Annotated in this window: 15 protein-coding genes and 1 riboswitch; of the genes, 10 read left to right on the plus strand and 5 right to left on the minus strand. The window is 40.8% G+C overall.

Annotation, left to right across the window (positions count from 1 at the left end; translation table 11 throughout):
- Positions 1 to 8: 8 nt before the first annotated feature.
- The 4 genes from HYI04_RS09140 to HYI04_RS09155 all read right to left on the minus strand — a co-directional run bounded on the left by HYI04_RS09140 (position 9) and on the right by HYI04_RS09155 (position 4,295).
- Positions 9 to 677 (minus strand): YoaK family protein, encoded by a 669-nt coding sequence (locus HYI04_RS09140; protein ID WP_010326651.1) that lies wholly within the window; start codon positions 675 to 677, stop codon positions 9 to 11.
- 39 nt (positions 678 to 716) lie between these two features.
- Positions 717 to 1,910, minus strand: a complete 1,194-nt coding sequence (gene sstT, locus HYI04_RS09145) for a serine/threonine transporter SstT (protein ID WP_004979798.1) — start codon at positions 1,908 to 1,910, stop codon at positions 717 to 719.
- 233 nt (positions 1,911 to 2,143) lie between these two features.
- Positions 2,144 to 3,877 (minus strand): SulP family inorganic anion transporter, encoded by a 1,734-nt coding sequence (locus tag HYI04_RS09150; protein ID WP_010326652.1) that lies wholly within the window; start codon positions 3,875 to 3,877, stop codon positions 2,144 to 2,146.
- Between the two features lie 100 nt (positions 3,878 to 3,977).
- The gene (locus HYI04_RS09155; RefSeq protein WP_004693230.1) at positions 3,978 to 4,295 is read right to left on the minus strand and encodes a helix-turn-helix transcriptional regulator; all 318 of its coding nucleotides are present in this window, start codon (positions 4,293 to 4,295) and stop codon (positions 3,978 to 3,980) included.
- Between the two features lie 389 nt (positions 4,296 to 4,684).
- On the opposite strand from HYI04_RS09155, the gene rutD reads away from it, so the two are divergent.
- From rutD to cysK, 8 genes are all read left to right on the plus strand, one after another.
- The gene (gene rutD / locus HYI04_RS09160) at positions 4,685 to 5,488 is read left to right on the plus strand and encodes a pyrimidine utilization protein D (protein ID WP_029575017.1); all 804 of its coding nucleotides are present in this window, start codon (positions 4,685 to 4,687) and stop codon (positions 5,486 to 5,488) included.
- Positions 5,489 to 5,832: 344 nt separating this feature from the next.
- Entirely contained in the window at positions 5,833 to 6,945 is a 1,113-nt protein-coding gene (gene rutA / locus HYI04_RS09165) for a pyrimidine utilization protein A (protein WP_010326655.1), read from the plus strand.
- Positions 6,942 to 7,691, plus strand: coding sequence for a pyrimidine utilization protein B (gene rutB, locus HYI04_RS09170; RefSeq protein ID WP_010326656.1), 750 nt, complete (start codon positions 6,942 to 6,944; stop codon positions 7,689 to 7,691). The genes rutA and rutB overlap by 4 nt, the downstream gene beginning before the upstream one ends.
- Before the next feature lie 30 nt (positions 7,692 to 7,721).
- Positions 7,722 to 8,105 (plus strand): pyrimidine utilization protein C, encoded by a 384-nt coding sequence (gene rutC / locus HYI04_RS09175; protein WP_010326657.1) that lies wholly within the window; start codon positions 7,722 to 7,724, stop codon positions 8,103 to 8,105.
- Between the two features lie 73 nt (positions 8,106 to 8,178).
- Positions 8,179 to 8,715, plus strand: coding sequence for an NADH-dependent FMN reductase RutF (gene rutF / locus HYI04_RS09180; protein WP_228127605.1), 537 nt, complete (start codon positions 8,179 to 8,181; stop codon positions 8,713 to 8,715).
- A 36-nt stretch (positions 8,716 to 8,751) separates the two neighbouring features.
- Positions 8,752 to 10,107 carry a pyrimidine utilization transport protein G gene (gene rutG, locus HYI04_RS09185; RefSeq protein WP_178896088.1) on the plus strand — a complete coding sequence of 452 codons (1,356 nt, stop codon included), beginning with the start codon at positions 8,752 to 8,754 and terminating at the stop codon, positions 10,105 to 10,107.
- A 45-nt stretch (positions 10,108 to 10,152) separates the two neighbouring features.
- A complete protein-coding gene (locus tag HYI04_RS09190; RefSeq protein ID WP_010326660.1) occupies positions 10,153 to 10,989 on the plus strand; it encodes an NAD(P)-dependent oxidoreductase in 837 nt (278 codons plus the stop codon).
- Between the two features lie 161 nt (positions 10,990 to 11,150).
- The gene (gene cysK / locus HYI04_RS09195) at positions 11,151 to 12,149 is read left to right on the plus strand and encodes a cysteine synthase A (protein WP_010326661.1); all 999 of its coding nucleotides are present in this window, start codon (positions 11,151 to 11,153) and stop codon (positions 12,147 to 12,149) included.
- A gap of 61 nt (positions 12,150 to 12,210) precedes the next feature.
- Here the strand turns inward: cysK and HYI04_RS09200 are convergent, their stop codons facing one another.
- Positions 12,211 to 12,822 carry a TetR/AcrR family transcriptional regulator gene (locus HYI04_RS09200; protein WP_004693224.1) on the minus strand — a complete coding sequence of 204 codons (612 nt, stop codon included), beginning with the start codon at positions 12,820 to 12,822 and terminating at the stop codon, positions 12,211 to 12,213.
- A gap of 521 nt (positions 12,823 to 13,343) precedes the next feature.
- On the opposite strand from HYI04_RS09200, the gene HYI04_RS09205 reads away from it, so the two are divergent.
- Positions 13,344 to 14,516, plus strand: a complete 1,173-nt coding sequence (locus tag HYI04_RS09205) for a thiolase family protein (protein ID WP_010326662.1) — start codon at positions 13,344 to 13,346, stop codon at positions 14,514 to 14,516.
- Between the two features lie 319 nt (positions 14,517 to 14,835).
- Positions 14,836 to 15,729, plus strand: a complete 894-nt coding sequence (locus tag HYI04_RS09210) for a LysR substrate-binding domain-containing protein (protein ID WP_010326663.1) — start codon at positions 14,836 to 14,838, stop codon at positions 15,727 to 15,729.
- Between the two features lie 144 nt (positions 15,730 to 15,873).
- Positions 15,874 to 15,977: riboswitch (guanidine-I (ykkC/yxkD leader) on the plus strand.
- Positions 15,978 to 15,999 lie beyond the last annotated feature (22 nt).

Genomic DNA, 15,999 nt, shown 5'->3' on the forward strand with positions numbered 1-15,999 from the left:
AACTGCGTTTAAAAACGACGATAACGAAAGTAAATGATCCAATATACAACACTAAGGATCAAGCTTAATGCTGTTGGAACTAAAAAAGAATTGAGTTTTAAATAGGGATACATCCAACTTGCACAGAGTCCACCGATCAAAAAGCCACTTAAAATCAAAAGATGTAAAACTACGCGCCGACGCTCAACCACGAGTCCGCGCACTCGATAGCCAAGCGCTAAACCGAGGTCGGTAAGGACACCCGATAAATGTGTAGTGCGAATGATAGTGCCTTTATAATGGCTCACCATGGCATTTTGCACACCCATTGCGACGCAGGCCCAGAGTAAAGCATAGCGTGGAAAATAAGGCAGAAAGAACCAACACAGAAAAATAAAAAAAGCCACTAACGTGAGTGGTACGCCATAGCGGCGTCCCAATCGAAAGTGACTATTTCCCAGAATTACACCGCTATAAAATGAACCGATGACATAGCAGACAGTTACTAATAGCAAATATAAAATGCTTTCGGATTGCCAATGTACAAGCGACATCGCCAAAACACTTACATTACCAGTCATATGGGAAACAGACTGGTGTAAAACAGTCACCAGTCCTAAGACATTAATCATTCCTGCATTGACTGCAAGAAAGAATGCCCCCAGTTGAATCCAAAGTGGTAAGTGTTGAAATGGCATAACTTCAAAAAAGAAATAATATACTGATTCTACAATATATTATTTTGAAGCGCGGTCAACTGCTGCAGTAAATAATACGTCAGTTGATGAGTTCAATGCGGTTTCAGTAGAGTCTTGTAGTACGCTAATCACCATACCAATTGCAACCACTTGCATTGAAATATCAGATGAAATACCAAACAGTCCACACGCAACAGGGATCAACAGCAAAGAACCACCTGCGACACCAGAAGCACCACAAGCTGAAACTGTTGCAAGCACAGATAAAATCATCATGGTGGTAAAGTCAACATTAAGACCTAGTGTATTGACTGCTGCCAGTGTAAGCACGGTAATAGTCACTGAGGCGCCGGCCATGTTAATGGTCGCACCGAGTGGAATGGCTACACTCGCTGTAGATTCAGCAACACCCAAACGTTTTGCAAGATCTAAGTTCACAGGAATGTTCGCAGCAGAACTTCGCGTGAAGAAAGCAGTGATACCACTTTCACGTAAACACTGAAATACCAAAGGATATGGATTGCTACGTGTTACCACAGCAACCATAAGCGGGTTGATGACTAAGGCAACGAAAGCCATTGTGCCGAGTAAGACCGCCAATAAGTGTGCATAGCTTGCTAATGTGCTTAAACCTGTTTCTGCAAAGGTTACCGCCACTAGACCGAAAATACCGATAGGCGCAAAGTTAATCACCAAACGAATCACGCTATTTACTGCGTGTGCAGTATCATTGAGTAAGTCTTTGGTTGAGTCTTTGGCATGACGGAATGCAGCACCCAAGGCCACAGCCCACGCTAAAATACCAATGAAGTTTGCTTCACTAATGGCAGTTACAGGGTTAGCAATAAAGCTCAGCAGCAGGTTCTTAAAGATTTCAATCAAGCTACTTGGTGGTTGTAAGTCAGTATTTGCAGGTAAATTTAAGAACAAAGTACTTGGGAAAGCGATGCTGACAGCAACTGCTGAAAAAGCAGCCAGTAGCATACCCACGGCATACATGATGATGATAGGACGTAGATTCGCACTATGACCTACTTTAAAATTTGCAATAGAAGCAAGAACCAAGACAAATACAAGTACAGGCGCGACAGATTTTAACGCTTTAATAAATAAGTCGCCTAGCAGGCTCAAATAAGGTGCAACGCCTGGGAAAACAAGGGCTACACCAATACCCAAAATAATGGCAATAATAATTCGAGTAACTAGACTCATTCGCGCTAAAACAGAAAACATAGAGGCGCCTTGTTGAAATTACGAGGACAAAATACGGATTTTAAGTGCGCCATTTTATACCTAATTTGCTAACTGACTGAAAAATATTTAGATATAAAAATTAAGTTGTTGTAATTCCAGTTTTTATTATTCATTTTAATTCATAAAAATGACATATTTAATGGATTTTTATCATAAATGCCTGCTTGATATTTCTCACTATATTGAAAAAGTGCAAGCAGACATTCGGTCTCTTATGAAGTTTTAAGCAGCTGAGGTGAAAGGGTCTGAATGGCTTGATAGTGAGTTAAAAAGACATTCCCACTCAAATGTTTCAATAGTTTTGAGCTTTGCAGTCGATCCATCACAGGGCCTTTAACTTCGGACAAATGCAGCTGAATGTTTTGCTTGGCCAATTCTAGATTAATATCTTCCAGCATTTCTAAAGCACTCAAGTCGATACTACTCACACTGGAGCAATTAATCACCACATGGGCTAACTTAGGTTGTTGGCTCACGGCATTGATCAGCTCGCCTTTCAATATATTGGCATTTAAGAAGGTTAGGCTTTCATCTATACGCATTGACAGTACTTGTGCCGTGGTTTGAACTTGATGGCGTTCAACATTGCGAAAATGTTGCGTTCCCTCGACCAAGCCAATCACAGCAATATGTGGCCGACTAATCCGCCAAAGCAACAAAATAAAGGTTGAGATCATGCCAATGATCAGGCCGGTTGAAATATCGATACTGACAACACCAAAAAAGGTAATCCACATCGCGATACCATCTGCTTTGGAATACTTCCATGCTTCGATGAAGGGTTTAAAGTCCACAAGTTTCCATATCGAGACGATAATCGTTGCAGCCAAAATAGCTAAAGGAAGGTCCTGAAAGAAACCTGTAAAGTATAAGCTCACTACAATAATCAACAGCGAAGAGAGCACACCAGCCATAGGGGTCTGAGCGCCTGCATCTGCATTAACGACAGTACGAGAAAGGCTGCCTGCTACAGGAAAGGCCGAACTGAAACCTGCACTGATATTGGCTAACCCCAAAGCGATAAGTTCTTGGTTGCTGTTGAGTTGGCTTCGGTTTTGTAAAGCAGTGGCTTGAGCAATGGAAAGTGATTCAACAAAACTGATCATCGCGATCATAGTTGCACCTGGCAAAAGTTGCAGAACTAAAGTCCAGTTCCAATACGGCATATCGAGTGGAGGCATACCAGATGGAATGATTCCGACCGTTTTGATTCCAAGCGTTTGCAGTTGGAAAAAATAGACCAAGGCAATCGAGGCAACCACTAAAAATAAAGGAATAGTACGCGAAAGTAATACGGTCGATCCGAACAAACCTTTTAAGGCATTAGTATTCAGCAACTTTGGTGCATAAATTAAAAATGCGATTGCACACAGTCCAAACAACAGCGTACCTATGTGAGTTAAACTGATGTATTGCCAAACACTTACCACAAACTCGGGGATATTATTGGCTTTTAAAGGTAGATCGACAATAAACTTCAACTGACCCAACGCAATCAGCAAAGCAGACGCAATAATGAAACTTTGGATGACGGGGTGGCTAATCAGTTGGATGAGGAAACCAAAGCGAAATAAACCCAACAGCAGGGAAATGACACCGACCATCAGGGCTAATAAACATGCCGCTTGTATATAAACTGGTGAACCAACTTCAAACATCGAGTTCAAAGTCGCAAAGGTCATCATCGAAATGATGGCAACAGGGCCAATAGAAAGTGTGGGACTGCCACCAATGATGGCATAAATAATCATTGGGATAATGCTGGCATATAACCCAGTGATTGGCGGTAAGCCTGCCAACATGGCATAGGCCATGCCTTGAGGAACCAACATGGCAATAACGATAAAAGATGCAAGTAAATCTGACTTAAACGTAGGCGTGTCATAGTGTTTGAGCCATTGCCATGCGGGGAGATAATGGATTAGACGACGATTCCAATCAGACATAAAACAATCTAAATCATAAATATAGATATATTATGCATAAAAAATGCTAAGAAGTCTTAGCATTCGTTTTCATAGCACAGAAAATATAGAGTGATTTGGTTTAGAGACGTGGTTTTGGGCAGTACAAGCTATACAAAGTATTTAAAACTTCAATCATGCGTTCATCTTTAATGGAGTAATAAATTTGCTTACCATCACGGCGCGTATTTACCACATCACTTTTACGTAACATCATTAATTGTTGAGAAAGAGTCGGCTGTTTGATGTCGGTAATTTCTTCAATTTGAGAAACATTCAGTTCTTGTTGCGACAAATGACACAAAATTAATAAACGATCAGTATTGGCTAGAGATTTTAAAATACTCACAACAACTTCAGCAGAGTCGCGCATAGACGTTATTTCAAGTCCTGTGTTCATTTAAAACCTACTCATAAAACAAAACAACTGTGTGCTTAGTATAAAACCAAGCCGTTCATAATGCTGTCTTTTCAAGTCCAATATGCATGGCTTTTAGTGAAATAAAATATTAGCTAAAGTTATATATACTTAATATTTACATCAAAATTAGTTATTCGAAATATTACTTAAGTTCTCGATATTTATATAATTTAAGCCGATTTTTTAAATTAAAAACTCATTCTTTATGATTATTTATAATAAGCTTTGAATATTTTATCATATAGAGCATTAAAATCATAATTACAGAGCTTTTTAAAAAATTCATTATAAATTTAAAAAATACAAACATTTATTAAAAGGCATAATTATTGCTAGATAATATTTTTGACCAAAAAGTAAACTTTGAGATGAATGTACAAATTTTTCCATCCCATATAGATGATGCTGATTATGTGGTCTTATCATCGGGTTTAGGTGGACATGCGCAGTTTTGGCAGCCACAAATTCAAGACCTACAAACCAAATTTCATGTCCTAACTTACGATCAAGAAGGTTGCCATGAAAACAGTACATTATTAAAACCAGATTATTGTATACGCGATTTGGGCCAGCAGCTTTTGCTGATTTTAAAGCAACAACATATTCAACGGTTTCATTTTATCGGCCATGCACTGGGTGGTTTTATTGGTGCGGAGTTGGCATCCTTATGCCAATCGACCGAGTATCAGATGCTGTCAATCACGATTTTAAATGGGTGGGACACGTTAGATGCGCATACCTATAAATGCTTTGAAACCCGAATTAATCTTTTAACATGTGCAGGCACAGAGGCTTATGTCAAAGCACAGGCCTTGTTTTTATATCCACCAGCTTGGATTTCAGCAAATATAGAAAGTATTCAAAAACAAGAACAGTTTCAAATTCAAAACTTTCCACCGCATGAAAATGTATTGCGACGGCTAAGTGCTTTAATGGACTTTGAACTGAGCGAGGAGGTACGAGCCGCTTTGCAGAATATACCGATGCATTTGATTGCAAACCAAGATGATTTCCTTGTGCCTTACCAACGCTCACAAAACCTAAAACGGTTGTTTCCGCATGCACAGTTGACTCTTTTAAAGCAGGGCGCTCATGCAGCGACTGTAACCGAAACAGTCGTGATGAATAAGGAAATGTTGGCTTTTTTAACAGTGCTGGAAAGTTTAGTTTAGATTATCGATTGTTTAATTTGGCTTTATAAATTGAAGGTGTATAGGTTTTGAAATCTATACACCTTTTTTATTTAGGCTAAAAATATAAAAACTCTAGTTTGGATCACTTACCGCACAATCATTGATCACTCCTCACAGAGATAGTGCATAAAATAAAAACTAATTTTACTTTTTGGTAAAAAATAAAATTAATTAAAAATATTTAATATATTGAAAAATAATAATAAATAATAGTTGGCATAGCTTATGCAAATATATTTTTATCAAACTAAAGGTTAAAAGTCTTGCTGTATTTAGCCTTTGATGTTCTGCGAATAATGAAATAAGTGTAGAGGATAAACGAGATGAAAATAGGTGTATTTTGCCCGATTGGAAATAATGGCTGGCTGCTTTCGGAAACCGCGCCACAGTACATGCCTTCATTTGAACTAAACAAAAAAATTGTTCAACGTGCTGAGCATTATGGTTTTGACTTTGCTTTGTCGATGATCAAACTGCGTGGCTTTGGCGGGAAAACAGAGTTTTGGGATCATAACCTAGAAACATTTACCTTGATGGCTGGGCTCGCTGCGGTGACAAGTAAAATCCAAATCTATGCAACAGCTGCGACGTTGGTGATGCCGCCTGCAATTGTGGCACGAATGGCGTCAACCATTGATTCCATTTCAAATGGTCGTTTTGGTTTAAATGTCGTGACAGGCTGGCAAGCACCCGAATATACGCAAATGGGGATGTGGCCAGGAGATGAATACTTTGTACAGCGCTATGAATATCTTTCTGAATATGTAGAAATTTTGCGTGAACTCTGGGCGACAGGTCGTTCAGATTTTAAAGGTGAGCATTTTACTATGCAGGACTGCCGTGTGAGTCCACGTCCGCAAGCAGACATGAAAATTATTTGTGCGGGTCAGTCTGATACAGGGCTTGAGTTTTCTGCTAAATATGCCGATTACAACTTTGTTTTCGGTAAAGGGCTGAATACACCGACAGCCTATGCAGAAATCAATGAGCGTTTAAAACAGCAAACCGATAAAACAGGTCGTGATGTACAAACCTATGTGTTGTTTATGGTGATTGCTGCAGAAACTGATGAAGAGGCGCATGCGAAATGGCAAACATATAATGCTGGTGCGGATATGGAGGCGATTAATTGGCTGATGAACCAAGGTGGTAAAGATACCAAATCTGGAACAGATACCAATATTCGCCAAATGGCATCCTCGGTTTCGCCTGTGAATATCAATATGGGAACGTTAGTCGGTTCGTTTGAACATGTTGCTCACATGTTGGATGAAATTGGTGAAATTCAGGGGACTGAAGGTATTTTGCTTACCTTTGATGATTTTGTTCAAGGGGTCGAAGACTTTGGTCAGCGTATACAACCTTTGATGAAATGCCGTGAACATATCGTGGTTGAAGCGGATGCACCACGCGTTGTTTTGGAGAAAAGCGCATGAATGAATCTATAGTCTGTGCAGAATTTACAAAACAAAGTCTGCAAGCAAAAACATTAAAAGCAGAACCTGAACATATTGCTTTAGCACCTGAACACACGGCATTGATTGTGATTGATATGCAAAATGCCTATACCTCAGTAGGTGGCTATTTGGACTTGGCCGGGTTTGATGTATCTAAAACCAAACCTGTGGTTGAAAACATTCAAAAAACCATTACTGCTGCACATGCAGCTGGCATTCAGGTGATTTACTTTAAAAATGGTTGGGATGATCAGTATCGTGAAGCAGGAGGGAGTGATTCACCAAACTTCCATAAGTCGAATGCTTTAAAAACCATGCGCAAAAATCCAGAGCTGCAGGGAAAACTACTGGCAAAAGGTGGTTGGGATTTTGAGTTGATTGATGCACTCAAGCCTGAACCACAAGATTTAGTCATAGAAAAGCCTCGCTATAGTGGATTCTTTAATACTGCGTTGGACAGTATGTTGCGGGTGCGAGGAATCCGAAATTTAGTTTTTGTCGGTATTGCGACCAATGTCTGTGTCGAGTCGACTTTAAGGGATGGTTTTTTCTTGGAGTATTTTGGGGTCGCTCTTAAGGATGCGTGCTATCAAGCTGGGCCTATCGAGGCGCAAGAAGCAAGTCTCTATAACATCAAAACCTTTTTTGGTTGGGTGTCTGATACACAAAGTTTTGTGAACACCTTTGAAACCCCAAGCAGTCAAACACTGGCAAAAACAGCATAAGTCATACATACGAAAGATAGAGGAAACCTCATGCCTAAAGAAATTATTGTGCCTGAAGGCACAGCGAAACCACTTGCACCATTTGTACCTGCAACTAAGGCTGACAATATCGTTTATGTATCAGGCACCTTGGCCTTTGATGAACATAACAACGTCGTTCATGTTGGTGATGCCGCAGCACAGACTCGACATATTTTAGAAACCATTAAACGAGTCCTTGCAACTGCAGGAGGCACAATGGATGACGTCACTTTTAATCATATTTTTGTGAAAGATTGGGCCGATTATGGCGCGATTAATGCTGTATATGCCGAGTATTTTCCAAACGATAAACCTGCACGCTATTGCGTACAGACTGGACTGGTCAAGCCAGAGGCTTTGGTTGAAATCGCTTCGGTTGCACATGTGGCTTAAGTGGAATAATCAAATTTTAATGCCCTGATATACGATTTTTTAGGGCATGGAGAATACGATGAATGCAAAACTGATGAATCAAGATCAAGTTGAAACCATGCTGAATCATAAAGCACCAGAGGCAATGTTGGATCAACACACATTTCGTCAAGGTATGGCGAATCTGGGGGCTGCGGTCAATGTGATTACAACAGATGGGGGGGCAGGTCAGGCAGGCTTTACGGCATCGGCAGTATGTAGTGTGACCGATACACCGCCAACGTTGTTAGTGTGTTTAAACCGCTCAGCATCTGTGTTTGATACTTTTAAAACCAATCAAGTGTTATGTGTAAACACGTTGTCGAGTCAGCAACAACACTTATCTAATCTGTTTGGGGGGAAAACGCCAATGCCCGAACGTTTTGCTCAAGGCACATGGTCCACACTGTTGACCAATGCACCTGTATTGGAGGATGCCTTGGTGAGCTTTGATTGTGAAGTGGTACAGACTATGTCTGTAGGTAGCCATGACGTGCTGTTTTGCCAAGTCAAAGCCATGAAGCAAAGTTATGGACTAAATGCGCTGATGTATTTTAACCGTGGTTACTGTGAGCCATTACCAATGTGCTAATTCAAAAATTCCTACTTTTACAAGGAGGGGAAACCCATGCAAACAAAAGAATCGTGGTTCCCAAAATTTAAGCCTTATCAAGGCGATTTAGATACAATGCCTGTGCAAACAGATGAATATTTACCCGCAGGAAAAAGCATTATTTTGGGGTTGCAACATGCTTTTGCCATGTTCGGTGCAACCGTACTTGCCCCATTGCTGATGGGCTTTGATCCGAATCTAACGATCTTCATTACAGGCATTGGTACGATACTCTTCTTCCTCATGACCGGTGGACGTATGCCAAGCTATTTGGGGTCCAGCTTTGCCTTCATTGGAGCAGTGGTTGCAGTTACGGGTTATACAGGTGTTGGAGCAAACCCAAATCTTTCTTTAGCACTGGGTGGAACCATTGCGTGTGGAGTGCTGTACGCGTTAATCGGTTTAGTTGTGATACGCACTGGTACGGCATGGATTGAAAAGTTGATGCCACCTATTGTGACAGGTGCCATCGTAATGATTATTGGCCTACACCTCGCACCAGTTGCGATCAAAAGTGTGTCAGCCAATCAGTTTGACTCTTGGATGGCGTTAATCACGATTATTTGTATTAGTGTCATTGCTGTATTTACCAAAGGTATGGTGCGCCGTTTACTGCTACTTTTAGGTTTAGTTGCATCTTATTTTATTTACTTCTTACTCGCCAATGTCATGGGTTTTGGCACTGCAATTGACTTTGCAAAAGTCGGTCAAGCAGCATGGTTTGGTTTGCCAACTTTCCACAGCCCAACCTTTGATATAAACGCCATGATGTTGATTGCACCCGTTGCGATTATTTTGGTGGCTGAAAACTTAGGACATTTCAAAGCTGTGTCGGCGATGACGGGGAAAAATTTGTCTCCTTATATGGGACGCGGTTTCTTTGCAGATGGGGTATGTACCACACTGTCTGCCTCAGTTGGGGGCACAGGGATGACCACCTATGCTGAAAACATTGGGGTGATGGCAGTCACTAAAGTTTATTCAACCACAATCTTTGTTTTTGCAGGTGTATTTGCGATCTTACTGGGGCTTTCTCCTAAGTTTGGCGCAGTGATTAGTACAATTCCCGTTGCACTCTTGGGTGGTGCATCCATTGTGGTTTTTGGTTTGATTACCGTTGCTGGCGCAAAAATTTGGGTCGATAACAAAATTGATTTCACCAAGAACAGTACTTTAATAATTGGGGCCGTGTGTTTGATTATGGGAACAGGCAATTACAGCTTACAAATAGGGAGTTTTGACCTAGGTGGTATTGGCACCGCAACACTAGCAGCCATTCTGCTTAATCTTTTCTTGAACCGAGGCAGTGAAAAAGAGCCAGTCGTAGAAAAATCAGCAGATCAAATCAATAGCACTATTGCACACAGTTAGGAGTACATTTTGAGTCTGAATATTGCATTTATAGGACTTGGGGCAATGGGCTGGCATATGGCCTCCCATTTGCCAAAACTGGGTCATCCTGTTTGGGTGTGGAATCGCACAGCGGAAAAAGCTGCTTCACATGCGCAAACTTTTGGTACTTTGCAGGTTGAACTCCAACAAGCGATGCAAGCCGATGTGATATTTTCATGCTTACCGACCAGTGCAGATGTTGAAGCTTTAATGGCGTTATATCCACCCAAATCTGGCAGTTTATGGGTGGATTGTACCAGTGGCGTGCCTGAGTCTGCGCAGCGAATTTCCACTGATTTGGCAGCACGTGGAGTAATTTACTTAGATGCACCTGTTTCGGGTCAAACCATTGGTGCTGAACGCGGTACTTTGACGGTTATGTTGGGTGGTAATATCGCTGGATTTGAAAGGGCAAAACCTATTATTCAGGCATTTGCAGGGCTGATTGAATACGTTGGGGAAAGTGGTGCAGGCTTTGCGGTTAAGGCGGTGAACAATACGCTCATGGCAACGCATTTATGGGCACTGTCTGAAGGTTTGTCTATTTTGAAGAATCGAGGCGTTGACTTGGCTGGAGCATTGAGTTGTATTAATCACTCCAGTGGTAAAAGTATCATGTCTGAAACGGTGATGGCGCAAAAAGTTTTGAGCCGAACTTTTCAAAAAACTTTTGCTTTAAACCTGTTGCAAAAAGACATTGGTATTGCGATGGATCTGGCCGAAGAAGGACAGATGAAAACACCTGTTTTTCAAGTGACACAAGAACTGTTCTTAAAAACAGATCGAGAACAGGCTGCACAAGTAGATTTTAGCGCGGCCGTTACACAGTTAGAAAAGTGGAATAGTGTAAGGCTCGTTTAAGCTGGTCGCGCGGGAGAAAAGCATGGGAAAACTCATGCTTTTTCTGTTTAAGTGATTTATTTATCAAATAAAAACATAAGCCCAACCAAATGTCAGTTTGCATTTAAAAATCAGGGTATGATAATGAGTGGATCATTAAAAACAACATAGGAAACATTGGTATGAGTACTGACTCAGCTTTTCCAACGCCTAATAATTTAGGGATAGCGGTTTATAGTAATAATGCAGAAGCGATTGGTAACACACCATTGGTTCGTATTAACCGAATTATACAAAGTCCAGCCACCGTTTTAGCCAAAGTTGAAAGCCGTAATCCTGCATTTTCAGTAAAATGTCGTATTGGGGCTGCGCTGATTGCGGATGCGGAAGCACGCGGTGTGCTGAAAGCAGGAATGCACATTGTCGAACCAACCAGTGGCAATACAGGCATTGCTTTGGCATTTGTTGCTGCTGCAAAAGGTTATGCGTTAACCCTGACTATGCCATCAAGCATGAGTATCGAACGTCGTAAAGTGATGAAAGCTTTGGGCGCAAATTTGGTTCTCACCGATCCTGCAAAAGGGATGCGCGGTGCGGTAGAAGAAGCACAGCGTTTGTTGGATGAAAATCCTGAAACTTATTTTTTGCCACAACAGTTTGAAAACCCAGCAAACCCAGCTATTCATGAAGCAACCACTGGCCCAGAAATTTGGGATGCAACAGGTGGTAAAGTTGATATTTTAGTTGCTGGTGTCGGGACGGGCGGTACGATTTCAGGGATTTCAAGCTATTTTGAAAAAGTAAAAAAACAAGCCTTGTATTCAGTTGCGGTAGAACCTGCTGAATCGCCGATTATTGATCAAACCAAACGTGGTGAAACTTTGACGCCTGGACCACATAAGATTCAGGGCATTGGCGCTAACTTTATTCCTAAAAACTTAGACCTCGACTTGGTTGATGAAGTGATGCCCATTGATGCTGCTACAGCAATTGATTGGGCGCGTAAAACAGCAAGTCAAGAAGGTATTTTGGTGGGTATTTCAAGTGGTGCAGCGATGGCAGCAGCAGCTGAACTTGCTGCACGCCCTGAAAATGCAGGTAAAACCATTGTAGTAATCTTACCTGACGGTGGTGAACGTTATTTATCTTCAGTTTTGTTTGAAGATATTTCCGCAGACTAATTAAATATATGAAAAAAAAGCTAAACATAAAATGTTTAGCTTTTTTATACCGTTTAGAAGCTTAAAGGGCTGCGTGTGAAATTTTATCAGGTGTCATGAGGGCTTGGTTGACATACAGTTTAATCAGACGCTCACGAGAACCGATTGATTTTTGATAATGCGTTGAATTGAGTAACAATGACGCACCGTAGGTCACTGTCCATACATAAGATAAATAGTCACGAATGGACATTGCGCTGTCTAAAGACTTTAAATAGTCAGAGGTCATGTCTTTAATTTCGATAATACGTTGTTCACGTATTTGGTAGAGCTTCTCAAAAAGTTCTTTGAGTTTACGTTCATTATTGGTTAAACGTTCTTCAATAACGTGCAGTAAAATCGTACGGTTCGAGTTCAACATATTATAAAGCATGTATTCGGAAACATACGTTTTAATATCATTGTTATGCTTTTGAGAAATTTCTAGCAGGCGAGTTTCATTCAAGATAATCAGCTCTAAATAAAGTTGATTTTTACTTTTGAAATGCTTGTAGATCGTACCCTTCGCAATATCGAGTTCCGTTGCTAATTCGCTTAAGGTGATGTCTTGATTATTGTCTAATAATAAAGTCTCAGCCATGGCTAAAATTTTCTCTTTGCGTAATAGAAAATTTTGTTGGCGTACTGAAGTCATTGGCTTATTCCAGTGTATTCCATGAGAACTATAGAGAGGCTATTGAACTTGGTTGAAAATGAAAATGCAACTAAGGTCTTGGATATTACTACAATCGTTTTAAAAATATCCACTTGTTCAACAATAGAAATAAATTCAGGAACATTTTCGCATTTCGTTGTCAATAAATTTGATCTCTAGAGATCAAATTTGGGCCATTGCATTCCTTTTTCGTGATTTTTACACTATTGTCAGTATAGCCACTGTGTTCTTAGAGACGAGAACCTTTAGTGCTCAAGCCTCGAATGCAGTGCGGGTTGATAAATGGATCATCTGTCGTATGGAAAGATGTCTTATTCACGTGTGTTTATTTTAATGTCTTTATAGATGACTCGCTTTGAGACGGTAGCACTATGAAAAACATTAAAATAAGATCTGAAACGATTAACCCCTTTGCAATATGAAAAAATAGATAGGGAATGTCTTTAAGCCTTTTAATTGGGCTTAAAGTAAGTAAACAGCGAAAAAGGATGAAATAGAAAATGATTGTTATTGTAGACGGTGTACGTACAGCAATGGGTGGTTTTCAAGGTTCACTGGCGAGCTGTACCGCACCTGAACTTGGTGCGGTGACAATTAAAGAAGTGTTAAACCGTTCTGGCTTACAGCCGACCGATGTGGATGAAGTGATCTTTGGTTGTGTACTTCCAGCAGGTTTAAGACAAGGCCCTGCACGTCAAGCAATGCGTATCGCAGGTCTACCTGACTCAACGGGTGCAACAACCATCAATAAAATTTGTGGTTCTGGGATGAAAGCCGTCATGCAAGCGGCTGATGCGATTAAAGCAGGTTCAGCTGAAATTGTGGTGGCCGGTGGTATGGAGTCAATGTCAAATGCGCCGTACTTACTTGAAAAAGCACGCGCGGGTTACCGTATGGGACATGGTAAAACCACCGATCACATGTTCCAAGAAGGTTTAGAAGATGCTGAAACAGGTTTGTCGATGGGTGTACTTGCTCAAGAAATGGCAGATAAAAAAGGCTATACCCGTGAGCAGCAAGATCAGTATGCCATTGGTTCTTTAAATAAAGCGGTTGCTGCGATTCAAGGTGGTTTCTTTAAAGATGAAATCGTGCCTGTGACGGTAAGTAGCCGTAAAGGCGATGTTGTGGTTGATCAGGATGAACAGCCGCTCAATGCCAAAGTGGATAAAATTCCAACTTTACGTCCGGCATTTAAAAAAGACGGCACGATTACCGCGGCAAATTCGAGTTCTATTTCGGATGGTGCTTCGGCATTGGTTGTAACTTCATCCGAAGTTGCTGACGCACGTGGTCTTAAGCCATTGGCAAAAGTTGTGGCTTATGCAAGTAATTCCCAGCATCCATCTGAGTTCACCATTGCCCCTGTAGGTGCCATTGAGAAAGTTTTAGCCAAAGCAGGCTGGTCTGCGGGTGATGTAGATCTGTGGGAAGTCAATGAAGCATTTGCGATGGTCACAATGCTTGCCATTGATAGTTTTCATTTAGACCCTGCTAAAGTCAATGTGAATGGTGGCGCTTGTGCACTTGGTCATCCATTGGGTTCATCTGGTTCACGTATTATCGTGACTTTACTGCATGCTTTGAAACGTACTGGTGGGAAAAAGGGTGTAGCTGCTTTATGTATCGGTGGTGGTGAGGCGACTGCTATTGCTGTCGAGCTGCTAGACTAAAGCTGTAATATCCTTAGCTATGCCTGTGAAGAAAATGATTTAAATAGCTATAATTCGGCATGGTTGATTTCATCAAAGGTTCGATTGATTCGGGCCTTTTTTATTTTGTAAAATACATGCAGATCATGCGTCATAACTTTTCAGGGAAAGCATCGATTGTTCAGTACAGCTAAAGGTATAATTAATGTGCTTTTATTGCTGAAATGTCTGATATTAGACCTAGATGCCTGTAAAAGTAAGTTTTGAGCATTGGATCATCGCTATAATGGGTAGATGATGGATCGTCTACCATCACATACATATAAGGAACATTTTTTTCGTGTTTGAACTGGACTGTAAATTACTCAGTATCTTTTTTTACGTTTATAAGTTTAAAAGTGTGTCACTGGCGGCTGATCATTTAGAAATGAGTCAACCGACGGTGAGTAACATTCTGAATAAAATTCGCCAACATTATAATGATCCGCTATTTTTACGGATTGGCAATGAAATGGTGCCGACTGAGCTGTCGAAACAATTATTTCCATTGGTCAGTGAGGCTTTAAACAAGGTTGAAATCATCAATAACTTTACGATTGATTTTGACCAAGCCACTTCGCAGCAACAGTTTAGTTTGGCCATGACCGATGTTTCGCATTTGGTGTTGTTGCCGAAAATTTCGCAATACTTAAAGAAACATGCGCCGCATATTCGTTTGAATATCCGTCCGATCACCTCTGAAACCAGTTATCAAATGGCAAATGGTGAGATTGATTTGGCGCTGGGTTTTTTACCACAATTGGAAAATGGCTTTTATCAACAGCAACTGTTTGAGCAGTATTATGTGGTGATTGCCGCCAAAGATCATCCGCGTTTGACAGGTGACTGTATCAGCACAGCGCAGTACTTGGCTGAGTCACATATCGATATTGATGCAGGCATGGGACATTACCATATTGAAAACGAACTGCTCAATTTAGAACTAAAACGTGACATTTTAATGCGTTTACCGAGCTATTTAGGGGTAGGCTTGGTGGTACAAGAAACCGACGCGATTGCGACAGTCCCGTATTATTTAAGTGAAGTGCTGCTTTCACGTGGCAATTTAAAAATCTTTAATGCACCAATTGCCTTCCCAAGTTATGGGGTGAAGCAGTATTGGCATATGTCTTGTCATCACAAAACCAGTCATCAGTGGCTGCGTCACATGTTCCATGAAATTTTAATGAAGTAATTCTTAAAGTTTGATGCTTTTTAGTGCGCATAGCAAAAATATGCGTGCTTGAAATCTAAAGTGCCCATTTATTGCTCATAAATAGTATTACGAAGTTTAAAAATCGTAATACTAAATTGGCACAGCCTTTGCATCATCTAATCTGAAAGAGTGATCTAGGGTTCCGATACATATCTATTTTATGTATGTCTGCGACCGAGAGTTCACGGTTCGAAAGAGCTACACGGAGGGATAAAAGCCCGGGAGGTAAACAGTTACGATTTAGGCAGA

The sequence above is a fragment of the Acinetobacter sp. SwsAc2 genome (assembly GCF_013391465.1).
Classification (GTDB): domain Bacteria; phylum Pseudomonadota; class Gammaproteobacteria; order Pseudomonadales; family Moraxellaceae; genus Acinetobacter; species Acinetobacter johnsonii.